The organism is Paenibacillus sp. J31R120 (genome assembly GCF_056269225.1).
In genome coordinates, this window is record NZ_JBWDNN010000011.1 from 93,232 (window position 1) to 118,913 (window position 25,682).

Here is a 25,682-nt window from a genome sequence, read left to right on the forward strand (position 1 = left end):
TTCACCCCTGTGTTAAATAATAGTATGGTCTTACACTACCTTATCACAACGCTGTCTAAATTATCCATTCGCCGGCCGACATATATAGGTAGTAACGATTCGGAAGGTCATCGGTTTCAAGGGATTTTGGGAGCGCAAGATGGCAATAACTATATTAATTGAACTTTGCTGTAATTTCGTTAATGCATTGCCTAACGGACGGGCTTAACGCCGCAGGGTCCAGATGAATGAGTGAAGTCGTCCGTTTGGCTTCCGCCAGCTCCTTGATCGGCACCACGATAAGATCATTATCCTCAAGCAGCTGCTCGCGCATGTAGGACTTGGGCAGCAGCGTTCCGGCTCTGCATGTATGCAGCAGCCGCAGGATTGCTTCGAAGGAGTCAATCTCCATGCGGACATCCGGGGAGATCCGGTACGTATCGAACAGCTCATCGGTCATGATGCGGTACCAGGTGCCCTTGGAGAACAGAATCATCGGCAAGCCGTTCAAATCTTCAATGTGAAGCATGCCTTTCTCTGTGACGACATGGCTGCGGGGCAGCACAAGCAGCAGATGGTCATCGAATAGAGGGACGCAGCGAAGCGCGGCATCATCAATTCCAGAGGCGACTATGCCGATATCTACTTTATGCTCTCTGACATAAGAGACGATCTCATGTGTCTTTCCTGTGACGGCCTTGATATCGAATTCAGGATGGGTCGACGTCAGCATCTGGATCAAATCCGGCAGCGTCGTCTGCAGCGTTGTGAGGCTCGCGCCAATCGTCAGCGAGGAACGGCCGGTCGCCGTAAATTCGGAGACGGTCTGCAAGTAATGACGGTGCAGCTGTCGCAGCTCCAGCGCATATTCATAGGTCAATTGTCCGATCCGCGTAAGCTCCAGCCGCTTGCCGACACGCCTGAACAGCTCGACGCCGATCTCATCCTCCAGCTTCGCAATCTTGCGCGACAAGGCTGGCTGCGACAGGTTAAGCAGCGCGGATGCTTTGTTCATACTGGATTGTTCGACGATTACCGTGAAGACATGAAGCTCTTCGTACATGGTGTTATAAGCCCCTTATATCATTTTGTTATAAGAAATTATAAAAAATATGCAATTCCATTATAAGCTGAAAAGGAGTAGGATGGAAGTGTGGCAAATATGTGTCGACATTTGTTGACGGGGGTACATGCTAGCGTTACAATGTAGAATGGTTTGTTTTACTACGAATGGGTAATTCACAGTCTTGAAAGGAGAAGGAAAAATGAAAGGAAATTCGTATTTCTCGCGCAAGCTGCACTCGCTTCTGGGGATTATTCCACTAGGCGGGTTCATTGTTGTGCACGGGCTCACGAACTACCAGGCGTTCGAACGGGGACCTGAGGGCTTCGACAAGGGCGTGCATCTGATCAACAGCTTGCCGATGATATCGCTGCTAGAAATCTTCGGCATTTACCTCCCGCTATTGTTTCACGGTATCTACGGCTTATACGTCGCATACCAGTCGAACTCCAATACGGGCCGTTTTCAATATGGACGCAACTGGGCGTTCACGGCTCAACGGGTAACAGGCGTTATCACATTTGTATTCGTTTTCTGGCATGTGTACCAGACGCGTCTGCAGGTGTACATGGGCAACATCACGCATGAGGAGCTTGGCTCGACGATGAATCACATCGCCAGCAGCCCTCTTATGTTCACGCTTTACGTGATCGGCGTGCTTGCTGCGGTATTCCACTTCAGCAATGGCCTGTGGGCATTCCTGATCAGCTGGGGCATTACAGTCGGCCCTAAAGCGCAACGTATCTCTTCTTATATTTGCATGGGCGTATTCGTCATCGTATCGGCCCTGTTCATTCTTTCTCTGGTTGCGTTTAGCGGCGACGAGTTCAAAGCAGCAGCAAGCGTCGCTTTGACTACGGCGAATATCGGATAGTTTTGAAGACAAGGAGCGAAGCGTAATGGCAAAAAATAAAATTATCGTCGTCGGCGGCGGCTTGGCCGGCCTTATGGCGACAATCAAAGCAGCGGAAGCCGGCGTGCACGTTGACCTGTTCTCCCTTGTACCGGTCAAGCGTTCGCACTCCGTGTGTGCGCAAGGCGGCATCAATGGCGCTGTTAATACAAAAGGCGAAGGCGACTCCCCATGGGAGCACTTTGACGATACCATCTATGGCGGCGACTTCCTGGCTAACCAGCCTCCAGTCAAAGCGATGTGCGAAGCGGCACCGGGCATCATCCACTTGATGGACCGTATGGGCGTTATGTTCAGCCGTACATCGGAAGGCCTTCTGGACTTCCGCCGGTTCGGCGGCACGAAGTATCACCGTACTGCATTTGCAGGCGCTACGACTGGCCAGCAGCTGCTTTACGCATTGGACGAGCAAGTCCGCCGCTGGGAAGCAGCTGGCCTGGTTAACAAATACGAGCATTGGGAGTTCCTTGGCGCAGTACTTGACGACGACGGCGTATGCCGCGGCGTATCGGCGCAAGATCTCCGTTCGATGGAAGTTCATACGGTACGTGCGGATGCGGTCATTCTGGCTTCCGGCGGTCCTGGCATTATTTTCGGCAAAACAACGAACTCCGTTATCAATACCGGTACTGCGGCAAGCGCCGTGTATCAGCAAGGTGTCAAATACGCGAACGGCGAGTTCATCCAAATTCACCCGACTGCAATTCCGGGCGACGACAAGCTTCGTCTAATGTCGGAATCGGCACGCGGCGAAGGCGGACGCATCTGGACGTATAAAGACGGCAAGCCTTGGTACTTCCTTGAGGATAAATATCCGGCGTACGGCAACCTCGTACCGCGCGATATCGCGACTCGTGAGATCTTCTCCGTCTGCGTAGACCAGAAGCTCGGCATCAACGGCGAGAACATGGTATACCTTGACCTGTCGCACAAGGATCCGAAGGAGCTGGACGTTAAGCTTGGCGGCATCATCGAAATCTATGAGAAATTCATGGGTGACGATCCGCGGAAAATTCCGATGAAGATCTTCCCTGCAGTTCACTACTCGATGGGCGGCATGTGGGTTGACTACAACCAGATGACGAACATCCCGGGCCTCTTCGCTGCCGGCGAGTGTGACTACCAGTTCCACGGTGCGAATCGTCTGGGCGCTAACTCCCTGCTGTCCGCCATCTATGGCGGCATGGTAGCAGGTCCGAAAGCGGTTGAGTATATCAAAGGCCTTAAGAAATCGGCTGAAGATGTATCTTCCTCCGTATTCGATCGTGCGACGAAGTCGCATACCGATAAATACAACAGTATTCTGGCCATGAACGGCACAGAGAATGCTTATGTAATCCACAAGGAGCTTGGCGAGTGGATGACGAACAACATGACGGTTGTTCGCTTCAATGACAAGCTGGAGGCTACAATCGGCAAGATCAAGGAATTGAAGCAGCGTTACCGCAACATCAACATCAATGACTCGGCGCAATGGAACAACGCAAGCGTTGCCTTCACACGCCAATTGTGGAACATGCTTGAGCTGTCCGAAGCAATGACGCTTGGCGCACTGATGCGGAATGAAAGCCGCGGCGCGCATTACAAGCCGGACTTCCCAGAGCGCGACGACGATCAATTCATGAAGTCGACGATTGCGGACTGGACGCCGGACGGACCGAAAATCTCTTACGAGGACATCGACGTAAGCCTGATTGCTCCGCGTAAGCGCGATTACTCCACTGACAAGAAGAAAGGAGAATAATCATGGCTGAAACGACTGTCGCATCCAAAACCGTTAAGTTTATCATCTCCCGCCAGGATAAGCCGGATTCCAAGCCGTATACGGAAGAGTTCGAACTGCCTTACCGTCCGAACATGAACGTCATCAGCGGTCTGATGGAAATTCAGCGTAACCCTGTCACGTCGAGCGGTTCCAAAACATCGCCGGTATGCTGGGAATCCAACTGTCTGGAAGAAGTATGCGGCGCATGCTCCATGGTCATTAACGGCAAGCCCCGCCAGGCGTGCAGCGCCTTGGTCGACCAGCTGGAACAGCCGATTCGTCTTGAGCCGATGCGCACGTTCCCGGTTGTCCGTGACCTCGTCATTAACCGCGAGCGCATGTTCAACGCACTGAAGAAGGTTAAAGCATGGATTCCAATTGACGGTACGTACGATCTGGGCCCTGGTCCGCGTATGGCGGAGACGAAGCGCCAGTGGGCGTACGAGCTGTCGAAGTGCATGACTTGCGGCGTCTGCCTGGAGTCCTGCCCGAACGTCAATGATCGCAACAGCTTTATCGGCCCGGCTGCGATCTCCCAGGTTCGCTTGTTCAACGCTCACCCGACGGGCGAGATGAACAAGGAGGAGCGTCTGGATGAACTGATGACCGACGGTGGCATTGAGGGCTGCGGCAACTCGCAGAACTGTGTGCGCTCCTGTCCGAAGGGCATTCCGCTGACGACTTCTATTGCGGCAATGAACAAGGACACCACCAAGCATCTGTTCAAGAAATGGCTGGGCATGTAAGATCATTAAGCTCCGTACGATTGTGATCGTATACGGTGATAAAGCTCTCAAGCGTTTACGCTTGGGGGCTTTTTTATGGGAATAAACGGTTGAACGTTGATATTGATAATTATTATCAATAATAATCAAAATAGGGGCTCTCTGTCAACTAGCCTTTCGTCTATGTGCTGTGAATTATGAGCTAAAATATAATTTCAAATAGGACCCGCTAAAGTGAAATGTTCATGGAAAAGAACTAGAAATGATTGTCAAAGAATGGGACAGGTGATACAATACCAATAAAAAAGTACTACGGTTGAACTATTTTTCTCCTTATGTCTCTTCCTTCTTTACCACTTCTATTCCATGAATACCTTCCTTATGACGATACCCATAAGTTTTTTTGTACTAGCCTGAGTGAACCTGCTTAATTCTTATAGGGAGGTGGTTCATGCACGAGCACGAGCTTTGCATGATAGGAACAGCTTCTAGTTAGGCATAAGTGAAACTGTAAGCGCTAAAAAACATTTAATTGAGGAGGAATTACAATGAATATTAAAAGAATGGGCCTGGGACTAATCGCTTTAGTTATGTTTTTGACTTTCGCTACAAGTGTTTCCGCAAGCACGACCCGTACAGATACCGGTACAACAACACATAGTGGGGGTAACCTTGCCCTTCAATATTACGCATATGATTCACATATACATGGTTGGATGTATGCAACGGTTTATCGTGTCACGGCTTCAGGTGATGTGTACGTCGGTTCCGGCAGCATTGAGGGCGGTATGCCTCACGGAGATGGAATCCGTACGGGCAATCTATATTTGGGCAATCAGCCTGCCGGCACTTACAAATACGTTATTACCCTGCCAAGCGGTTGGATGGGGCCATCCATCGTTTGGAGCACCTATTAATTCAAATTGCTTTTCTTATTTAATAGGGGATAGACACTAAGCTTGACTGGCAGTAACGCAACTTACACGCTTATGTTTTTTGGGGTCCCTCGACCCTTTCAAGGATCGCTCCGTTCTCCGCTGTGAGAGGGGCGGTCTTTTTTGTGTATTTTATGATAACGATTATCATTTTCGTTGAAATCTGCTACAATCATGTTCGAAGTAAGCTGGAGAGGATGGACAGAGTGAATGTTCGAACGTGACCAAATGGAGCTTTGGAATCATGCCTTTATTAAGGTGCTGGATGTACGTCACACGACGTTGGAGGCTGGCGATCGCTTGGGGGCATATAAGCTTCCGTCCAGCATGTTTATGTATGCTGTGCGCGGCGGAGCAGATATATGGATGGATGATCGGGAATATGCGGCTAGACGCTTTCATGTTATACATGGCGGTAAAGGGGCAACCTTGACTATCGATTTAACGGAGGAATTATTTGAGTTCTATATGATTTTCTATAAAGCGGTTATTCCGCTTCCGAATCGCCAAGAAATCTTGGAGTTGATGGAGCGAAAGAATCCGTTTGCCATGCAATATGGCTTTCAGCCGCAGCATCCGGCTTTGTTGCTGGAGATGGTTAGAGAACTATATGGTGAATGGGGAACTGAGGGCGAGCTGGAACGGTTTTATGTGAAAAAGCTGTTTTATGATTTTGTTTATGAGCTGCTGCGGCAGCTGACCAGTCAAAACATTCAAACGCATCTGCCCGACTTGGCAGAGCAAGCCATTCGATACATTCATGAACATTATCGAGAGCCGCTTACGCTGGAATCGCTCGCGCAGGCGCTCAATTACAGCGCGCCTTATGTGGCTAGGCAGTTCAAAAGCAAAACGGGCAGAAGCCTGATCGAATATTTAATTGAAGTGCGAATGGATGAAGCCAGGCAATTGCTGACAGACACGGATCTCCAGCTGCAGGAGATCGCAGCTGGCGTTGGCTATCTGGATATGTCTTATTTTATCCGCGTGTTCAAAAAAACGGTTGGCTTAACACCGGGGCAGTACCGTGAGAAGCATAAAGAACAAAGTTCGGATTATCCTGTAAACAGGTTCATATCGTCTGATGCCAGAAGCCGGAGGCCGCGATATATTGTTAATGATAGTAAGAATCATTTTCAATATATGAGGGAGAGGAAGTTAACTATGAACGGCAACAAGTCATCTTTGGCGGTTACATCTATGATGTTATGCCTGCTGTTATTGCTCGGGGCATGCTCTGGCGGAACGGGAGGCCAATCGGCTTCCAATGCTAGCGGAGGCGCATCGAGCTCGCCCGCGGCTGGAGTGAACGGAGACGCAGGGGAGAATGGGAATGCGCAGGCGGAGTCTAAGACGAGAATGGTGTCTACATTGAAAGGCCAGATAGAAGTACCCGCGAATCCGGAACGCATCGTTGTGTTGTATCATGTGGGTGATCTGCTGGCATTCGGCGCAAAGCCTGTCGGCGTATCGGAGGTATACGACGGAGCGGCGTTTCAGGAAGAGGTATCGGGTGTCCCTTCCTTAGGCCACTGGATGGAGCCAAGCCCGGAGGCTGTGCTTGCGCTGGACCCGGATTTAATCATCGTGCCTTCGGAGGATCCATATAAGGTGCTGAAGGATATTGCACCAACGGTATTTATGCCTTTTGAAAGCATGACGCTGGAAGAGAGAATGAAAACGCTAGGCGAGGTGCTGGGCAAGGAGAATGAATCCGATGCGCTGCTGCAGCAATTTTACGATAAGGTTGAGTCCAGCAAGGAGAAGCTGCGCGAAGCAGGCATGTTGGACAAAACGGTGACGATTATGGAGGGCGGCAAAGGCAATATGCTCATTACGGCGAGCAAAAAGTATGGACGAGGATCGGAAGTTGTATATGAATATTTGGGAATGAAGGCGCCGGACATCATTCAAAAGGATATTGACGCTACGGACAAGGTGTACAGTTATGAGATTTCTTTCGAAAAGCTGCCTGAATATGCAGGTGATATCATCATCCGCTCCGCCTATGAAGGGATGGAGAACCTGACGGACAGCACTGTATGGAACAACCTCCCTGCTGTTAAGGACAGACGTTTGATCGAGCTTGATTTTGGACTCAGCTATTATACCGACCTCTATTCGCTCGACAAGCAGCTCGATTTTATTGTGGACAGTTTGCTGAAAACAACATCTTGACCGAAATGCCCGTTCTGCCTAAGAGCGGGCATTTGTTTGAAAATGGATTAAAGATAATGACTTTTTTTAAAAAGTTCATTGATATTGATAATCTTTATCACTATAATGGTAGTCATATGAGCTTTTTGGGAGGCATAGCAGGTATGGATGCATCCATCTTTACGTTGAAGTCGGCAAGCCGGCTTCAATTACAGCACCAGGCTTCGGCCCTACAAGTAGAATTTCCATCCTTTATAGCGGCAGAGGGAGGGGTTAAGGTTAAGCTGGGCAGACGAACCGTGACGCTTCAGAACGGGGTTATGATGTTTCTGAGGCCATGGCAGCAGATCAAGCTTCTATCCAGCGGTACGCCGAATGCCAGGATTCATTATATTGCCTTCGAGTCTTACCGTCTAATGGAGGAGAGCGACAATCGAATGCTGTATCATGTCGATTGGTCGATCCTGCCGGAGAGCGGCTGGGTGTCGCCGAATCTGTCACAGCGAGCCTATTCGCAGCTGCGTCAATTGACAGAAGCTCCGATAGCGGGCAAGGTTAGCAGTCGCGCCAAGCGGTATATGCTGGAGGAGCTGCTGGATTTCGTGTTCTCCGGCGATGGCGGAGGCAAGGAAGACGTCCATTATGATAAGTTGATCGACGAGGCGATCGCGTATGTGCATGGGCATTATGAAGAACCGATTACGCGCGCTCAGCTTGCAGGGATGGCCGGCTTCAACGAAACGTATTTCTCCACGCTCTTCCGCAAGCGAACAGGCTGGGGATTCTCCGAATATTTGAATCGATTCCGAATCGGGAAAGCGAAGGAGCGGTTGCTTGCGTCGGATCAGACGCTGCATGAAATTGCGCTCAGTGTGGGGTACAAGAGCGGGTTGTACTTGAGCCGGAAGTTCAAAGCCGTAACCGGTATGACGCCAGGGCAGTTCCGCAGCTTGCCCAAGCCGGCACGCATCGCAGCCTTCCAGTTTGTAGGCCATCTCTTGGCATTAGGCGTTCAGCCGATTGCCACAGACGCAATCATCCTCCATCATTCGCTCTTGTTGAAGGACGAGTTGAGAGACGTCCATACGGTAAGCGAGCAGTACGGCGCGGATGATCTCAAGTCGCTTGGCGTGGATCTGATTCTTGCGCCAACCTACTTCTATCATACGCCGGACAAAATGAAGCAGCTGGAGGAGATTGCGCCAGTCGTCACGCTGGATTGGGCTAAGCTGGACCCGCTGGAGGAGGTAAGGCTAATCGGCAAGCTGGTGGGAAAAGAGGCTGCAGCGGAACAATGGATTAACCGTTATTTGGCCAAGGCCCGGTATGCCAGGCTGCGGCTCGCTGAACATATCAAGCCGAATGAAACGGTTGCGTTATATGAAATACGGGAGCAGTCCATCGGTATTTGGAATCGAAGGCTACGAGGGGCTTACAATTTGTACAACTCGCTGGGTATGACTGCGCCGGAGCGGATACAGCAAGAGGTGCTGCTGCCCGATAAGCCGATGTATATAACGGAATCCGAGCTGCCGGAGTATGCGGCTGATCATATGTTTGTCGTCATATGTGACAGCCCGGATTATGAAGGCGAGCTGAACCGTATGCTCCGGGAAGACGAAGCATGGCGCAGCTTGCCCGCCGCAAAGCATAACCGCATCTACCCGCTTAAGCTGGAGGAATGCTGGAGCTGCGAGGGACTATCGCTTGAGAAACAGCTGGAGAAGCAAGTGGAATGGCTGCTGTCCGGGCATGTGATCCAACATTAAGACATAACAAAAAGACAACTTCTTGAAATAGACGGTCATGTCTCCTGCTGATATGATTAGGTCCGTAACCGATAATGATTCTCATTATTGGCGATGTGATCACATCAAGTCTATTTCAGAGGAGTAGAGATACATGCAGAAGGCCAAACCTTATATTGGATTTATTAGTTTGTTAACGGCGCTTATCGTCGTATTGACCGCTTGCGGAAGCGGGGAAGGCGCTCAGCCCTCCAATCAGAAGGACAACCAAGCTTCTGAGTCCAGTCCTGCGACACGCATCGTAGAAACCGTAAATGGCGATCTTGAGATTCCTGCCCATCCGAAGCGTATTGTTGCGCAAGGCTATATGGCTACCTTATTGGCTCTTGGCGTCAAGCCGATAGGCGCGCCATTCTGGGATATTGAAAGTCCGCATGTACAAGGCTTGACGGACGGAATTGAAGATATCGGCAATATCGATAACAGCAGCGTAGAGAAGATTTTGTCGCTAGAGCCTGATTTGATTATTACGCTAAGCCAAGACCCGCAGCTCTACGTGCAGCTTTCCAAAATCGCACCTACCATTGTGTACACGTACGATACGTTCAAGGACACGCGAGATGAAATCCGCGAGTTCGGAAAGCTGTTAGGCAAGGAAGATGAAGCGGAGACGTGGGTTGCTGATTTTAATGCGACGGTAAAGGCCGCCAAAGGCCAAATAGAAGGCATTATCGGTGATGATGAGACGGTGACGGTAATGGGAGGCTTCGACAAAGGCATGTACATTTACGCCTCGGGAGTATGGCGCGGCGTACAAGCCATCTACAAGCATTTGGAGCTCACCCCGCCACCGCGTGTGCAGCAGATGATCGAGGCTGGCGAGGATAATAAGAAAATATCCTTCGAGCTGGTTCCGGAATTTGCGGGAGACTACATCTTTCTGGATTCTCCGCAGGAGGGACTGCTGGATCGGGAAGGCTCTGTATGGATGACGCTGGATGCGGTAAAGGAGAACCAGGTATTCGATCTGGACGGCGATTACTTCTGGCCATACGATCCGATTGCAATCAAAGCCCAAGTGCAAAAGGTGGCGGAGATGCTTCAGGCGTGGAAGCAGACGCAATAACGCTCTATACGTGAAACCGTTGACCACAGCCTTCCGCCGTCCGCATCATGAGCCGTAATACTCATATAAGAGGAAGGTTGGAAGGGTGTTATAGACGATGTTTGAACAGGAGCATATCGCATTATGGAATCATGCCTCGATCAAAGTGTTGGATATCAGGCACATGATCTTACGAAAAGGGGAAGAGTTGCGCGGGTACCAGCTGCCGGCGAGCATGTTCTTATTCGCCGCTAGAGGAGGCGCTGCTATTACGCTGGACGGAAAGGAATATCCTCTTCGTCCGTTTCATGTGCTCCATGGCGGCAAAGGCTCTATTATGGATATCCATATAAGAGAAGAGCAATGGGAGTACGACTTAATCTATTACAAAGCCGTACTGCCACTGCCATCCCGCAATATGACGGAGCTGCTGGCACGCTCTAATCCCTTCCGGACGGCGTATCAGCTTATGCCGGATGATCCACTCTCCTTATTCCGAATCGTCGAAGCAATGCGCCGGGAGTGGCTGATCGCAGGTCCGTTCGAGAGATTCCAGGTCAAATCGATGTTTTATGAGCTGGTCGGCATGATCCTGCAGCAGCTGCATCGGCAGGGCGTAGAGTCTGCGTCAGCGGTGCCGGATCTTGCGGCACGGGCTGTCCGGTATATGGAGAGGCATTATACGGAGTCTATTTCGCTGGAGTCGCTTGCAGCAGCATTAAATTACAGCGCCGCACATCTGTCGGATGTCTTCAAGAAGCAAGTGGGCTATAGTCCAATCGATTATCTGCTTCGTATCCGAATGGAAAAGGCAGCCTGTCTGCTTCTTGACACAGAAGCAAGCATCCGCGAAATCGCGGCATATGTGGGGTATGCCGACCCGTATTATTTTGGGCGCATGTTCAAGAAGATGATCGGAGTTTCTCCGCTTCAGTACCGGAACATACGACTCGAAAATAGCCAATCCGAGAAAAATCCATCTGCAATCCTAAGATCCTCCATTGCCGCAGTGGGGAAACGAGATCATACTGATAATGATAATTGTTATCAACATCAGAGCAGAGGAGATCATTTCATGTACAAATCGTTTTCAACTACAACCGCGGCAACGCTTTTGCTATGCCTCACTTTATTGCTGAGCGCATGCTCCAGCGGGACTGCCGCTTCCAATACGGGCAATGGACCGGCGCCGTCTTCGAATGCAGCGGAGGGAAGCTCCGGCACCACTCCGCAACCGACCGCCGTTGATTCAGAAACCAGAACGGTCGTCTCCGGCGGCAAGGACATACAAATTCCGGCTAATCCGGAGCGTATTGTGGCCGATCAGTATTTGGGCAGCTTAATTGTTCTTGGCGTTACGCCAATCGGGACGCCTGGCCTTCATTGGGACAATCCATATTTGGCCGAGCTGCTGGAGGGCGTCGAGGATATCGGCGAGGTGAATGGATCCTTGGAGAAGGTGGTCGACCTGCAGCCTGATTTGATCATTACAGGCGCCTCTATGGATGATGCCAGATACGAGCAGTTATCCAAAATCGCGCCAACCCTTGCTGTCCCATATGGCGAGCTTAAAAACGCCCATGAGGAGCTGACGTATTTCGGAGAGCTGCTTGGCAAGGAAAAGGAAGCGAAGGCTTGGCTGGAGGAATATGACCGCCGAATTGCCGCTGCGAAAGAGAAAGCCCTTCAAGCCGTGCAGGAGGGCGCTACCTTCTCGATTATTGAGTGGGCTGATAAAGACATTTATGTATACGGCGACAACTTCGGCAGAGGCGGTCAACCCGTCTACCAAGCGCTTGGCTTCCATCCGCCGGCGGGAATCGCCGCAGAAATTATGGAAAAGCAATGGGCTAGCCTGTCGAATGAAGCGCTGCCGCAATATGCAGGCGACTACATCATTCTGACCTCCAACGATCGTACCGTGGAGGATGTAAAGGCCGATCCGATCTGGGGCACGCTTGATGCGGTGAAAAATGACCGGGTTTATGTATGGAAGGAAAAGGATTCCTGGTATTATGATCCGCTTGCCGTTTTGTCCCAAACCGAGGAGCTTGCCGAATGGCTGGCAGGATTGAAATAACGAGCGCTGAAGCTCGCTGAAAATGGGGCAACCCTTTGATTGATTATGTGTAGCCGTGGAGGTAGTTATGTTACGTCGTTTTTTTGAATATTACCGCCCCTATAAGGGCTTGTTCATCCTGGATTTTTCTTGTGCGATAATAGCGGCCTTGCTGGAGCTGGCATTCCCGCTTGCAGTCAATCGCATCGTTGACGATCTGCTGCCGAGCGGCAATTGGGTGTGGATCTTATATGCTTGCCTCGGCTTGCTCGGCATCTACATCATCAGCTCCGCCCTTCATTATGTCGTGACCTATTGGGGTCATAAACTGGGCATTAACATCGAGTCGGATATGCGCAAGAGGCTGTTCGACCGGGTTCAGAAGCTTTCATTCCGATTTTTCGATAATAACAAAACCGGGCATCTGGTCTCCCGCATGACCAACGATTTGATGGATATCGGCGAGATTGCCCACCATGGTCCGGAGGATTTGTTTATCGCCATTATGACGCTGGCGGGTGCGTTCGGCATTATGCTGAGCATCAATTGGCAATTGGCGGTGCTGACCTTTATTATCGTGCCGATCATGATTTATTTGTCCATGTATTTCAGCAAGAAGATGTCGGCGGCCTTCAAAAGAATGTTCGCGGACATCGCTGACTATAACGCAAGGGTAGAGAACAACGTCAGCGGCATTCGCGTCGTTCAGGCGTTTGCCAATGAAAAGCACGAAATCAACCGTTTTGCCCAAAACAATGAACGGTTCCGAATCACTAAGCTGCTCACCTACCGGATTATGGCCTGGAACTCCTCTCTTAGCTTCATTCTGATGAAGCTGGTGTCGCTGTTCGTACTTGTATGCGGAACATGGTTTGTTATTGAAGACAGGATGTCGTACGGCCAGTTTATTGCGTTTGTCATGCTGTCCAATGTTTTCTTGGGACCAATCCAGCAGATTAACTCCGTCATCGAGACATACCCGAAAGGGATTGCCGGCTTCAAGCGTTACCTGGAGCTTCTGGAAACGGAACCGGATGTGGATGATGCGCCGAATGCCCGCCATGTGGAGCATCTGCGCGGAGAAATCCGCTTCAACGACGTAACGTTTGGCTACGAAGGCAAAGACAAGGTGCTGCAAGGCGTGAATCTGACCATTCGCGCCGGGGAGACAGCCGCGCTTGTTGGGCCGTCAGGCGCAGGCAAGAGTACCTTATGCTCACTGCTGCCGCGATTCTACGATGTAGAGGGCGGGGCGGTCACCATTGACGACATGGACGTTCGTAGCATGACGCTGGAATCGCTGCGCGCACAGATTGGCATTGTCCAGCAGGATGTCTTCCTGTTCGACGGTACCATTCGCGAAAACATCGCTTATGGCAGGCTGGGCGCAAGCGATGAAGCGATCTGGGAGGCCGCGAGACGCGCTCAGCTGGAGGATCTGATCAAGTCGCTCCCTGATGGCCTCGACACCTTTATAGGCGAGCGGGGCGTGAAGCTGTCCGGTGGACAAAAGCAGCGGCTGTCGATTTCTCGCATGTTCCTCAAAAATCCGCCTATTCTGATTCTCGACGAAGCGACTTCGGCGCTGGATACAGAGACGGAAGCCGCGATTCAATTGGCCTTGTCAGAGTTGTCGCAAGGGCGCACAACGCTTGTCATTGCGCATCGTCTTGCCACGGTCAAAAATGCGGACCGCATTATCGTCGTAGCGGAACAGGGAATTGCAGAGCAAGGCAAGCATGAGGAGCTCATTGCGCAGGAAGGCGTATACAGCCGTCTGCACCGCGCTCAATTCGGGATGTAAACAATTGATCAATCGGGCAACAAACGATTTACTACAATATGTCATCGCGATCTAGACAAATGAGGAGTAAGGTTATGTCGGACTTGACTAAAAAAATGAACATAGATGAAACTGGCGAGGACAGGACGCGACTGCGGTCGCGTCCTGTAGCCGCAACATTAATCTTGATCGGCGGCACGATTGCTCTATTGCTTAGCGTGGCGTTGTCCGTGTCGTTCGGAGCGGCTGATATTGAGTTTGCAACCGTGTGGAAAGCCATATTTTCCTTTGATCCTACGATAACGCAGCATCAGATTATTCAGGAGCTGCGTCTGCCGCGTGTTCTGGGCGGCGCTATGGTGGGCGCGAGCTTTGCCGTAGCGGGTGCGCTTATGCAAGGCATGACGCGCAATCCGATGGCGGATTCCGGCTTGCTGGGCTTGAATGCCGGAGCTGGCTTTGCGCTTGCCTTATGTTTTGCGTTTTTCCCAGGCATGCCTTTTATGTATCTGATTATGTATTCCTTCATTGGAGCGGGTGTCGGCGCTGGTCTTGTATTCGGCGTCGGGTCAATGGCCAAGGGCGGGATGACACCCGTCCGTTTGGTGCTTGCGGGTGCGGCGGTCAGCGCGCTGCTGGCGGCACTGAGCGAAGGTATCGCGCTTTATTTCCGCATCGGCCAGGATATGGCATTCTGGTATGCGGGTGGCGTAGCGGGTACGAAATGGAACCAGCTTGAGATTATGGCGCCATGGGTAGGCTTGGCGATTCTCGCTGCCATAATGCTGTCCCGGTCGATTACACTGCTTACGCTGGGGGAAGAGATTGCCGCAGGACTCGGGCAGCGAACTAAGCTGGTCAAGCTGGCGGGTACGGTTATTGTCCTGATTCTTGCGGGCTCTGCTGTATCCGTCGTCGGCGCAGTCGGCTTTGTCGGACTGATTATTCCGCATCTGACGCGTTTCCTGGTCGGCGTGGACTACCGCTGGATTATTCCTTGCTCGGCCGTGCTGGGCAGTCTGCTTGTCATGCTTGCAGACTTGGCGGCGCGTATGATTAATCCTCCATACGAGACGCCTGTAGGAGCGCTCATTGCGCTGATAGGCGTTCCGTTCTTTCTATATTTGGCAAGGAAAGAAAGGAGGGAGCTGTAATGCGGGAGGCAGATGTACTATCCGCCAGCGACAACCGGCTTCGAAGAGGGCTTATCGTCATGGCGATTTTGGCTGTACTCATCATTACTGCGTTCATCATCAGTATGAATACAGGATTTATCCGGCTCTCGCCGCTTGATGTGATGAAGACGTTATTCGGCATGGGAACGGAGAAGCAGTCGCTTATTCTTTATCAGTTCAGGCTTCCGCGTATTGTCATCTCCCTGCTGATCGGTGCAGGGCTCGCTGTATCCGGCTGTATTATGCAAGGCATATCGCGCAATGCGCTGGCCGACCCCGGCATCCTCGGCATCAATGCGGGGGCAGGGCTGATGGTGATGCTGTTCATCTCCTTTTACCCGACGACGGCGGCAGCGCCTGTATTTCTGTTGCCTGTGCTCGCCTTGATCGGGGCGGGCGCGACCGCAGCATTAATCTATGCGCTGGCTTACAAGCGGCATGAGGGGATATCGCCGACTCGGCTGATCCTGACAGGTATTGCTGTAGCAGCAGGGATAAGCGCGGCGATGATCGTATTGACGCTGCGGCTGGACCCGAACAAATATCAATTTTTGGCTACCTGGCTGGCGGGAAGCATCTGGGGCTCCAATTGGAAGTTCGTGCTCGCCCTGCTGCCTTGGATTGTCGTACTGCTCCCTTATGTATTCTATAAGGCTCGTGTTATGAACGTGCTCAGTCTAGGCGACCAGATTGCATCTGGGCTCGGCACCTCGGTGAAAGGCGAGCGAATGAAGCTGCTAATCGCGGCTGTAGGGCTTGCCGGCGCATCCGTCGCCGTCAGCGGAGGCATCGGGTTTGTCGGGCTGATCGGTCCGCATCTCGCACGGCGGATGGTGGGACCGAAGCATCAGCTGCTGCTTCCGGCATCAGCATTGGCGGGTGCTTTGCTGGTCATTATTGCCGACACAGTCGGTCGCTGGATACTCCAGCCGTCGGAGATACCGACGGGCATCGTGGTTGCCGTCATCGGCGCCCCTTATTTCTTGTATTTGCTCGCTCGCACGAGAACCTGAGGATGTGAGCAGCGTCTGAGAAAGACGTGACTAGACGATGATTCTTTAATAAGATTACGGGAGATGAGAGAGATGGAGAACAATCAACTATTTGATGTTACGATTATCGGCGGAGGGCCTGCGGGCTTATATTCCGCTTTCTATAGCGGCTTGCGCGAGATGAAAACCAAACTTATCGAATTTCAGTCGTTTTTGGGCGGCAAGGTGCATGTGTATCCCGAAAAAATGATTTGGGATGTAGGCGGATTGACGCCGATTACGGGCGCGCAATTAATTGATCAGACCGTGGCGCAGGGAATGACCTTTGATCCAGAGGTTGTCCTGGGGCAGAAGGTGACGTCTATCTCCAAGAATGAAGACGGACATTTTGTGCTGCACACCCAAACAGGCGAAGCCCACTATTCCAAAACGGTTATTCTGGCTGTTGGCGGCGGCATCCTGAAGCCGACGAAGCTGGAGGTTGAAGGCGCCGAGAAGTACGAACTGTCCAACCTGCATTACACGGTCAAATCGCTGGAGCGCTTCAAGGGGAAAACGGTGCTGATTTCTGGCGGCGGCAACGCGGCGATCGACTGGGCCAATGAGCTGGAGCAGATTGCGAAGAAGGTATATTTAACCTACCGCAAGGAGATGCTGAACGGCCACGAGGCGGAGGTAACACGATTAATGAACAGCTCGGTGGAATGTCTGCTTAATACGACCATTGAGAAGCTGGTTTCAGAGCCTGGCTATGAGAGAATAGACAACGTGGTGCTGAAGCGCAGCTCGGACGGCGAAGAAATCGTACTGAGCGTCGATGAGGTCGTCATTAATCACGGTTACGAGCGCGACAAGGAATTGCTGCAAAAGAGCGAGCTGAAGATCGAGATGGAAGACGAATATTGCGTAAAAGGAAAACCAACAAGCGAGACATCAGTAGAGGGTTTGTACGCCGTCGGGGATATTCTCTATCATGAAGGCAAGCTGCATCTGATTGCAGGCGCGTTCCACGATGCGGGCAACGCAGTTAATAAAGCAAAGCAGTATATTACCCCTGACGCCAGGGGGTGGGGCGTGGTTTCTTCTCATAATGAATTGTTTGACAAGAAAAACCGCGAGCTGATGAAACATTTGTATACAACCTAATACGTATTGAAACCAGGCTCCCGAGCGGCACATAACTGTTGCCCGGGAGCTTTTTTATGGGATTTGATACAGCCGGACTGGTGGAAGCGATTCCAATATTGTGCCCAAAAAGTCACTCTATGAATCTTATCCTCATGTATAATCGTATAGAATATAGCGTAATTGCGTAAGAGCATCTGGAGGGAGTCGATTTGCAGTTGGATATGATAGTAACCTTATCGGTATTGGCAGGGGCTGCCGCCTTGTTTGTAAGCGGCAGAGTGCGTTCGGACTTAGTCGCCATATGCGCCCTGGTCATACTGGTATTATTCGATATACTTACTCCGGCAGAGGCGTTGTCGGGCTTTGCCAATTCCGTCGTCATTATGATGATCGGCCTGTTCATAGTTGGGGGAGGCATCTTCCAGACAGGACTGGCTAATATCGTGAGCGGCAAGCTGCTCAAGCTTGCCGGCACGAATGAGACCAAGCTGCTTGTGACCGTGATGCTGTCCACATCGTTTATTGGTGCTTTTGTCAGCAACACGGGGACGGTTGCCGTTATGCTTCCGATTGTCATCAGTCTCGCGATGAGCGCTAATGTCAGTCCGGGCAAATTGCTGATGCCGCTCGCTTTCGCCAGCAGCCTTGGAGGAACGCTGACCTTGATCGGTACGCCGCCTAATATGGTGATTCGGGAGACGCTGGCGAAAAACGGCATTGCAGAGCTGACGTTTTTCTCCTTTACGCCGATCGGTCTAGTATGTCTCCTGCTCGGAACCGTTCTGATCATCGTGTTCAGCAAATGGCTGCTGAAGTCACGCAGCGGCGAAGACGACAGCCGCTCAGGCAATCAAAGCGTGCACCATCTGGCACAGCGTTACAGCCTTACCGGACATCTGTACCGCGTTCAGGCGGACAGCAAGTCCAGCGTTGTCTCGAAGCCGCTTAAGGAGCTGTCGGTTCTTCAACAATACGGCATACATATTAGCGAGGTCAGACGGAAGACGTCGCATAAGAATCCTTTTTTCAAAACGATTAATGGGGAGATGGCAGGCCCTGACACGGTCGTCATGGATCAGGATATTCTGTATGTAAAGGGCACGTTCCAGCAAGTGGAAGCTTTCGCCAAAGATTGCGGATTAACGCTGCTGGATCATCAGGCGACAGAGCGGGTGGGCGGAGCGGAGACGGACGGTTACGCATCCCCCGAGATCGGCATTGCGGAGGTGCTTATCCCGCCAAACTCCAAGCATATTAATCAATTGATTAAGCATGCCGGCTTCCGTGAGCAATACAGTGTCAATGTTCTTGGCATACAGCGCAAGGGAGAGTATGTGCTGCATGGACTCAAGGACGAGAAAATCCGGCGCGGAGACGCGCTGCTGGTTCAGGGCACCTGGAAAAATATCGCCACGCTGTCCAAGGAGCAGGCCGATGTTGTCGTTGTAGGGCAGCCACTGGAGACGGCCGCTTCTATGCCGCTTAGCCATAAGGCGCCGCTCGCAGGCGGCATCATGGCCTTGATGGTTGCGCTCATGATCGCAGATTTATTCCCGGCGGTGATATCCGTTATGATTGCTGCGGTGCTAATGGTAGCAACCGGATGCTTGAGAAATATGGATTCCGCATACAAGACGGTTAATTGGGAGAGCGTCGTCCTTATCGGGGGCATGATTCCCATGTCGGTGGCGATCGAGAAGACTGGAGCGGCTACGCTGATCTCGCAAGGGCTTGTCGACAGCTTGGGCAGCGCCGGACCGCTTGCGCTGCTGGCGGGGATATACTTTGCGACGTCGACTCTGACGCTGTTTATCAGCAACACAGCCTGCGCCGTCTTGTTCGCGCCGATTGCACTTGCGGCGGCAGTCCAGTTGGGCGTTAATCCGGTGCCGTTCCTGTTCGCCGTAGCGCTCGCCTCCAGCATCTGCTTCGCCGTGCCATTCTCCACGCCGCCGAATGCGCTGGTGATGTCGGCAGGACGTTACACCTTTATGGATTATGTGAAGGTCGGCTTGCCCGTTCAGCTGCTGCTGGGGGTGGCGATGGTTGCGCTGCTGCCGCTGTTTTTCCCGTTTTAATGGTTCGGGAGAAGTCGGAGTAGAAGCAAGGGCAAATAAAAAAACCGCCTGCAATGGCGGTTTTCTTATGTCTTACATCCAAGTCTCGCCCCATGCCTGTATGGATTCGATGACTGGCTGCAGGTCTCTGCCCTTAGGCGTAAGCTCGTACTCAATCCGAACGGGCATCTCTGGATACACTTGACGGTTGACGATGCCGAGCGTTTCGAGTTCTTTCATCCGGTCGGTCAGCATCTTGTCGCTCATTTCCGGAATTTGTTCCTTAATATCTTTAAACCGCTTCGGTCCGCCTAATAAAACTCGAATGATTCTACCTGTCCATTTTTTGCCTAATAGATCAGCCGCAGCTTCATACCTCGGGCACATTGTCGAATAATCCAACAGAATCACCCCTCTTTTCATAGTTCTATTGTAGCATATGTACGAACGAAAAGTAAGTGTGCCAGGCAACAAAGACTTTTGGCGAGCTTATGCGCAGGCAGAGACTGACTTTTTACCAAGTTGGATAAAGCGTTATGTTTGTAAGGAGGAGCACCGAGGTGCCTTCCAGATAACGCAGCTTGATATCATATCGTCCAATAGCAGGAACATAGAGTTCTATATGTTCATTGTTCAGTGCGAATACGACAATGCCGCTTATCGTCGTTCGTTTGCTTTGTTGACTATTCTTCAACACTAACGTATGAAAGAGTATAAAGGTTGCAAGAAATCTGCAAAATATTTACATCTTAATTACGATGAGTCCGGCAAGCATGAACAGGAATGCGGCCCACTGTTGCAAGGATAATCTTTCTTTGTAAAGCAGAATGGAGCCGATGGCCACTACCAGGCTGTTGGTCGCGAAGATCGGAGCCGCCAGATTCGCCTGGCCGGTCGAAATGGCAACCGCATAAAGCTGGAGGCCGCCGTAGGAGAACAAGCCGGCTGCAAGCCCAAGCTTGAGACCCATGCGTCTGGACGCCGGTGTAATGATCTCGCTCGATGGAATAAGGAACCACGCAATCGACAACGCATAAGCGACGAACAAGACCGGCGCACTCGAAAGACCAAGCTCGTCTGTCACTTTAAGTCCGCCGTTGCGCAAGGTGAACATGAGGATCGCCAGCCCGACAATCAGGAACCAGCGTTTTTCTTTAATCGTGAGCGGTTCCTTGCGCTTGTAGGCGATCAGCATAACTGACAACAGAAGCAGGAAGACGCCAACTCCCTGCGGCAAGCTTAGCGGCTCATGGTACCATAGCGTAGCCATCGCTACAACCAGGACGATATTCAAGTTCGTTAAGGGAGAGGTCAAGCTGGCGGGACCATGCTCAAGCGCCTTCATGAACAAGGCATTGCCCCAGGCAGAACCGGCGCCGATAACGAGGCCTGCTGCCCACACTCTTATATCCAATAAAGCGCTAAGACTACCCTCGATAGCCGTATGAATGCCGAAGCCTGCTGTGCCTGCGCTGTAGAGAGCAAGGAGCAGCAGGCGGGTAGAACCCCCGCGCATTTGCGATACCTTCATCCACCAGCCTGCCAGTCCGAAGAGGACTGCGCTGCCGATGGCTATTGCTAACCACATTGAATTTCACACTCCCGAATTTGTTACACAAATGAAATAGTCCTGTTACCGCCCTAACATATGGTTGGGCTATTATAATAAACAAGACCCCCTTTTATATAACCTTTTAGGGCCTGCGGCGTGCAGGCCCGCTTTTTTTTGTCTTGAAAGGTCTCCAACGCAGCTTGATCTGCGGATCAGGTTCCACACACAGAAGGGGAGGGACGCGGTACGCATCCCTCCCCCATGTGGCTATAGCGGCACGATAACTTGCTGTCGCTGACGGTAGAATACCCAATGCTTAAAGCCGATCTCCTTCAGCCGCTTGGCGACCAGTTCCCATTCATCTCCGACGCGGCTAGGAATATGGGCGTCCGATCCGAACGTGACATCCACGCCGAAGTGAAGCGCCCGCTCCAGAATGGTGTCAGACGGATACCAGCCCCCAACATCCTTTGTGCTGCCCGATGTGTTGATCTCGATCGATACGCCGCAGTCTGCAATGGTACGCAGCGTATCGTCAATATGCTCATGTCCAGGAATATCCGAGAATGCGGGGTAATACCCCTTCATTGCATCGATATGTCCCAATATATCGAACATGCCGCTTTGTGCGGATTGCTTGATCAGCTCGTAATAGCTTTTCTTTTCATTTCGATGTCCGGCCTCGTCCAGGTTCTTCCAGCGATTTCGATTGAAGATGCTGACCCCGCTGACCTGATGCACGGAACCGATCAAGTAATCGAACGGAACGCCCTTATAGGCTTCCCGGTACGCTTCGGCGTGATCGGCGAAGTAGTCCGACTCCATGCCGAGCAGCACTTCGATGCGTCCTGCATACTTCTCCTTCAGCCGCAGTACTTCATTTACATAATTGGCAAAGTCGCTTCTCGCCATAGCGATGCCCGGCCAAGGCTGATCCTCTTGATGGAAGAAATAAGGGGAGTGGTCGGATATGCCGATGACACTTAGTCCGGCATCGATACCGGCGAGAATGTAGTCTTCAATTGTACCATCCGCATGTCCGCATCTGACGTGATGTGTATGTAGATCGAATTTCAACGTAAACCCTCCTACTCGCTGCTGATGAATGAATGCTCTGGCATGCCTTTCAAATCGCTCAAAAACTGCTGCATGGCCGTATTCAGATAACGGCCCGACTTATAGACGACGCCAACGGGGTGGCTGGCTTCAAGCTCATTGATTTTAATGATTTTAAGCGTGCCATGCTTAAGCTCTGTAGGAATGGACAGCTTGGAGACGATGGCGGCGCCAAGATCGATCTCGACCATCCTCTTCACTTCTTCGCTGCTGGACAGCTCCATGACGATATTCGGTTGAACATTGTATTTCCTGAACATGGCGTCTACGTATCGCCTGCCCAGCGTGTCCGGTGCAAGCATAATCATCGGGACGTCTTTCAGCTTGTCAACGGTAGTATGCGTCAGGCTGCTGAGCGGATTCTCCGGGGAGACAACAAGTTCGAACGTATCGTAATAAAGAGTGGATGAGGCAATGTTCGGATTTTTCTCCGATAGATAGGTTATGCCAACGTCCACGGAACCATTCTCGACGCAGGTCATAACCTGGGATGATGGCATGGTATGTATCGTTGTCTTGATAAGCGGGTATTGATTCTGAAAGTAAGACAGCACCCGCGGCAATATTTGAATCGCGATGGATGAGGTCGTGCCAAGCGTAATATGGCCTTGGGGCGTATGATTCAGATCGTTGAGCTTCTGCTTAAGCTCCTCGACGATGGCAAGCATGCGCTCCGCATGTTCCAGGAAAACCTGTCCATGTTCCGTAAGGGTAACGGGCTGGTTGCGGTCGATCAGGACGGTTTTGAATTCATCCTCCAAGCTTTTTATCTGAGCCGATACGGCTGGCTGCGTCAAATTGAGAAGCTCGCCTGCCTTGCGGAAGCTCATCGTCTTGGAGATGGTGAGCAGTGTTTCCAACTGGCTAATATTCATGTCCAGTATTCCCCCTTCCGACGTTCACTGGGCATAGGTCTATTATATCTTATCTAAAAGTATGCAGCAAAAAAAGGAATGGCTCTCAGAGCCACTCCTTCTTGCGGAAAATAATAAACATGCCAAATCCCAGTACAATCATAATGCCGAGCAAAATATAGGCTCCAAGCTTGAAGTGAATACCTGGAATATCGTCAAAGTTCATGCCGTAGATGCCCGTAATAAAGGTGAGCGGCATGAATATCGTCGTAATGGCTGTGAACACGCGCATGATTTCGTTGGCGCGACTCGTCAGGCTGGACTGATACGCCTCGCGAAGGTTGCCCATCAGATCGCGGTACGTCTCGAAGGACTCCGATACTTTGATGGCATTCTCATAGACGTCGCGGAAGTACTTTTGCAGCTGATCGTCAATCAGCTTAAGCTCCTTCTTGTTCAGCGTGAAGATCACTTCGCGCTGAGGGCCAAGCACCTTCTTCACCCAAAGAATCTCGCCGCGCAGACCAATGATCTCATTCAGATGCGACTTCTTTGTATGCATCAGGATGTCTTCCTCAAGCGTCTCGATCCGGCTGTCGATCCGATCGCCGACGAGGAAGTAATTGTCTACGACAAGGTCGACCAGGTAATACAGGAACTGGTCCGGACGATTGACCTCCTGCTCCCATAGAATAGGCTTCAGGGAACGGAGCTCGTTAATTTTTTGTTTTGTTACCGTAATAATATAGTGGCGTCCCAGGAATATATTGAGCGCCCGCAAAAAAATATCTTCATCATCAAAGCGAATGCTGTCAATGACGATAAAATAATGATTTTCGTAGATCTCGATTTTGGGTCGCTGCTCCTCATCGTTGAGGCAATCCTCGACCGCAAGATCATGCATGCCGAATATCGGCTGCAGCACCTCAAGATCCTCTACATCTGCATCAATCCAGTAGAAGCCTTCTTCAGGCGCCAGGCGCGTCTGATCGATGTCTTCCACCATCGTAAATTTTCCATTGTTTACATGTCTGATTTTCATACGCAGTTCTCCTCTCTCGTCTTACAGGAGACTGCCGGCTGGAACCCAAAACAGAGCCGTCGGCCCGTTATCCGTTCCACATCAAAGTGCGTGCAGGAACGAGGGAGGGGCGGCTTTGAATCGGCAGAACCGACAGTGGCCTATTACAGTTGGCTTCGGGCTTAGGTCGATCACCTTCCATGTCCTCATACACTCCTTTAATGTCGAATGAATGTCCCAATCCTTGTCTAGTATACTCCCGCACTGGCAGAACATTCAAGGGAAAAATGGCTTGATGGAGGTCGGTTTCACAGTATATGCGGCGGAGTTCTTGACGGGAAGGGCAGAATGGATTAAAGTAGTCTTAATTGGAAATACAACAACTGAATAGACTACTTTCTTATCAAGAGCAGGCGGAGGGACTAGCCCGATGAAGCCCGGCAACCGGCATTTAAGCACGGTGCTAATTCTTGCGGAAACATTTTAGTTTCTGAGAGATGAGAGAGGCGGACGGCTACTTGCCGAGCATACGACCTTTTCTCACGCAGAAGGGGTCTTTTTTGTTTGTCGACTTCTAATGACTACCGATATTTAGGAGTGTGATCAGAGTGCCTATCAAAGTACCAGACAACTTGCCGGCGAAGGAAATCTTGAGCAATGAGAACATATTCGTCATGGATGAGAGTGTTGCCTACCAGCAGGACATTCGTCCGCTGCGTATTGCCATACTGAATCTGATGCCGACCAAAGAAACGACGGAGACGCAGTTGCTTCGCCTGATTGGCAACACGCCTTTGCAAGTGGAGGTTGTCCTGCTCCACCCGAGAACGCATCAGTCCAAAAACACGTCTGCCGAGCATCTGGAGTCGTTCTACAAAACGTTCGACGAGATCTCCCATCAATATTTTGACGGCATGATCATTACGGGTGCTCCGGTAGAGCATCTGCCGTTCGAGGAAGTGAACTACTGGGAAGAGCTTCAGGAAATCATGGACTGGACGAAGCGGCATGTTACTTCGACCTTCCATATCTGTTGGGCTTCCCAAGCGGGACTCTACCATCATTACGGCGTGCCGAAGTACAATCTGGACTTCAAGGTGTTTGGTGTCTTCCCGCATACCGTTGCGGAAGAGAAGCGGAACGTCCAACTGCTCAGAGGTTTCGACGAGCTGTTCTTCGTGCCTCAATCCCGTCATACAGAAGTGCGTAAGGAGGACATCGAGCCGATCGAGGAGCTGGACATTTTGTCGGAATCCGTGGAATCGGGCATTTATATTGTAGCTTCACGCGACGGGAAGCAAATCTTCGTCACGGGCCATTCCGAATACGATCCAACCTCGCTCAAGTTCGAATATGACCGTGATGTAACGAAGGGAATGGACATCGAGCTTCCTAAAAATTATTTCCCGGGCGATAATCCTTCTTGTATGCCTTTGTCCACATGGAGAGCGCATGCCAATCTGCTCTTCTCCAACTGGCTGAACTATTATGTGTACCAGCAAACGCCTTACGATCTCGGCGCTGGCATCTAGTTGTGCGTGTTCAAACCTCTAAT

The 25,682-nt window shown here is 51.2% G+C and carries 20 protein-coding genes and 1 riboswitch; of the genes, 14 read left to right on the forward strand and 6 right to left on the reverse strand.

What is annotated here, in order from left to right:
• Window positions 1-154: 154 nt before the first annotated feature.
• Window positions 155-1,042, reverse strand: coding sequence for a LysR family transcriptional regulator (locus tag AC0YNW_RS26620; RefSeq protein ID WP_387468890.1), 888 nt, complete (start codon window positions 1,040-1,042; stop codon window positions 155-157).
• 202 nt (window positions 1,043-1,244) lie between these two features.
• On the opposite strand from AC0YNW_RS26620, the gene AC0YNW_RS26625 reads away from it, so the two are divergent.
• From AC0YNW_RS26625 to AC0YNW_RS26685, 13 genes are all read left to right on the forward strand, one after another.
• On the forward strand, window positions 1,245-1,916 hold the full coding sequence (locus tag AC0YNW_RS26625) for a succinate dehydrogenase cytochrome b558 subunit (protein ID WP_387468888.1): 672 nt from the start codon (window positions 1,245-1,247) through the stop codon (window positions 1,914-1,916).
• 25 nt (window positions 1,917-1,941) lie between these two features.
• Window positions 1,942-3,699: a succinate dehydrogenase flavoprotein subunit gene (gene sdhA / locus AC0YNW_RS26630; protein ID WP_387468886.1), complete on the forward strand. Its 1,758-nt coding sequence runs from the start codon at window positions 1,942-1,944 to the stop codon at window positions 3,697-3,699.
• Between the two features lie 2 nt (window positions 3,700-3,701).
• A complete protein-coding gene (gene sdhB, locus AC0YNW_RS26635; protein WP_387468884.1) occupies window positions 3,702-4,466 on the forward strand; it encodes a succinate dehydrogenase iron-sulfur subunit in 765 nt (254 codons plus the stop codon).
• A 527-nt stretch (window positions 4,467-4,993) separates the two neighbouring features.
• Window positions 4,994-5,362, forward strand: a complete 369-nt coding sequence (locus tag AC0YNW_RS26640) for a hypothetical protein (protein ID WP_387468881.1) — start codon at window positions 4,994-4,996, stop codon at window positions 5,360-5,362.
• A gap of 228 nt (window positions 5,363-5,590) precedes the next feature.
• Window positions 5,591-7,558, forward strand: a complete 1,968-nt coding sequence (locus tag AC0YNW_RS26645; protein WP_475834463.1) for an AraC family transcriptional regulator — start codon at window positions 5,591-5,593, stop codon at window positions 7,556-7,558.
• A 143-nt stretch (window positions 7,559-7,701) separates the two neighbouring features.
• Window positions 7,702-9,306 (forward strand): helix-turn-helix domain-containing protein, encoded by a 1,605-nt coding sequence (locus AC0YNW_RS26650; RefSeq protein ID WP_475834464.1) that lies wholly within the window; start codon window positions 7,702-7,704, stop codon window positions 9,304-9,306.
• A gap of 133 nt (window positions 9,307-9,439) precedes the next feature.
• Window positions 9,440-10,411, forward strand: a complete 972-nt coding sequence (locus AC0YNW_RS26655) for an ABC transporter substrate-binding protein (RefSeq protein WP_475834465.1) — start codon at window positions 9,440-9,442, stop codon at window positions 10,409-10,411.
• A gap of 97 nt (window positions 10,412-10,508) precedes the next feature.
• A complete protein-coding gene (locus AC0YNW_RS26660; RefSeq protein ID WP_475834466.1) occupies window positions 10,509-12,470 on the forward strand; it encodes an AraC family transcriptional regulator in 1,962 nt (653 codons plus the stop codon).
• A gap of 67 nt (window positions 12,471-12,537) precedes the next feature.
• The gene (locus AC0YNW_RS26665; protein WP_475834467.1) at window positions 12,538-14,253 is read left to right on the forward strand and encodes an ABC transporter ATP-binding protein; all 1,716 of its coding nucleotides are present in this window, start codon (window positions 12,538-12,540) and stop codon (window positions 14,251-14,253) included.
• Between the two features lie 74 nt (window positions 14,254-14,327).
• On the forward strand, window positions 14,328-15,386 hold the full coding sequence (locus AC0YNW_RS26670; protein ID WP_475834468.1) for a FecCD family ABC transporter permease: 1,059 nt from the start codon (window positions 14,328-14,330) through the stop codon (window positions 15,384-15,386).
• A complete protein-coding gene (locus AC0YNW_RS26675; protein ID WP_387468866.1) occupies window positions 15,386-16,420 on the forward strand; it encodes a FecCD family ABC transporter permease in 1,035 nt (344 codons plus the stop codon). Before AC0YNW_RS26670 ends, AC0YNW_RS26675 begins: the two co-directional genes overlap by 1 nt.
• Window positions 16,421-16,492: 72 nt before the next feature.
• Window positions 16,493-17,545: an NAD(P)/FAD-dependent oxidoreductase gene (locus tag AC0YNW_RS26680; protein ID WP_475834469.1), complete on the forward strand. Its 1,053-nt coding sequence runs from the start codon at window positions 16,493-16,495 to the stop codon at window positions 17,543-17,545.
• A 203-nt stretch (window positions 17,546-17,748) separates the two neighbouring features.
• Entirely contained in the window at window positions 17,749-19,605 is a 1,857-nt protein-coding gene (locus tag AC0YNW_RS26685) for an SLC13 family permease (RefSeq protein WP_475834505.1), read from the forward strand.
• 72 nt (window positions 19,606-19,677) lie between these two features.
• Here AC0YNW_RS26685 and AC0YNW_RS26690 read toward each other — a convergent pair whose 3' ends face one another.
• The 5 genes from AC0YNW_RS26690 to corA form a co-directional block, all read right to left on the reverse strand.
• Window positions 19,678-19,986 carry a winged helix-turn-helix transcriptional regulator gene (locus tag AC0YNW_RS26690; RefSeq protein WP_119800736.1) on the reverse strand — a complete coding sequence of 103 codons (309 nt, stop codon included), beginning with the start codon at window positions 19,984-19,986 and terminating at the stop codon, window positions 19,678-19,680.
• A 340-nt stretch (window positions 19,987-20,326) separates the two neighbouring features.
• Window positions 20,327-21,172: an EamA family transporter gene (locus tag AC0YNW_RS26695; protein WP_475834470.1), complete on the reverse strand. Its 846-nt coding sequence runs from the start codon at window positions 21,170-21,172 to the stop codon at window positions 20,327-20,329.
• Window positions 21,173-21,403: 231 nt separating this feature from the next.
• Window positions 21,404-22,213, reverse strand: coding sequence for a histidinol-phosphatase (locus AC0YNW_RS26700; protein ID WP_475834471.1), 810 nt, complete (start codon window positions 22,211-22,213; stop codon window positions 21,404-21,406).
• A gap of 11 nt (window positions 22,214-22,224) precedes the next feature.
• A complete protein-coding gene (locus AC0YNW_RS26705) occupies window positions 22,225-23,127 on the reverse strand; it encodes a LysR family transcriptional regulator (protein WP_387468857.1) in 903 nt (300 codons plus the stop codon).
• A gap of 85 nt (window positions 23,128-23,212) precedes the next feature.
• A complete protein-coding gene (corA, locus tag AC0YNW_RS26710) occupies window positions 23,213-24,148 on the reverse strand; it encodes a magnesium/cobalt transporter CorA (protein WP_119800740.1) in 936 nt (311 codons plus the stop codon).
• A 376-nt stretch (window positions 24,149-24,524) separates the two neighbouring features.
• A riboswitch (SAM riboswitch) is annotated at window positions 24,525-24,631 on the forward strand.
• 104 nt (window positions 24,632-24,735) lie between these two features.
• On the opposite strand from corA, the gene metA reads away from it, so the two are divergent.
• Entirely contained in the window at window positions 24,736-25,659 is a 924-nt protein-coding gene (gene metA, locus AC0YNW_RS26715; RefSeq protein ID WP_475834472.1) for a homoserine O-acetyltransferase MetA, read from the forward strand.
• Window positions 25,660-25,682: the final 23 nt, after the last annotated feature.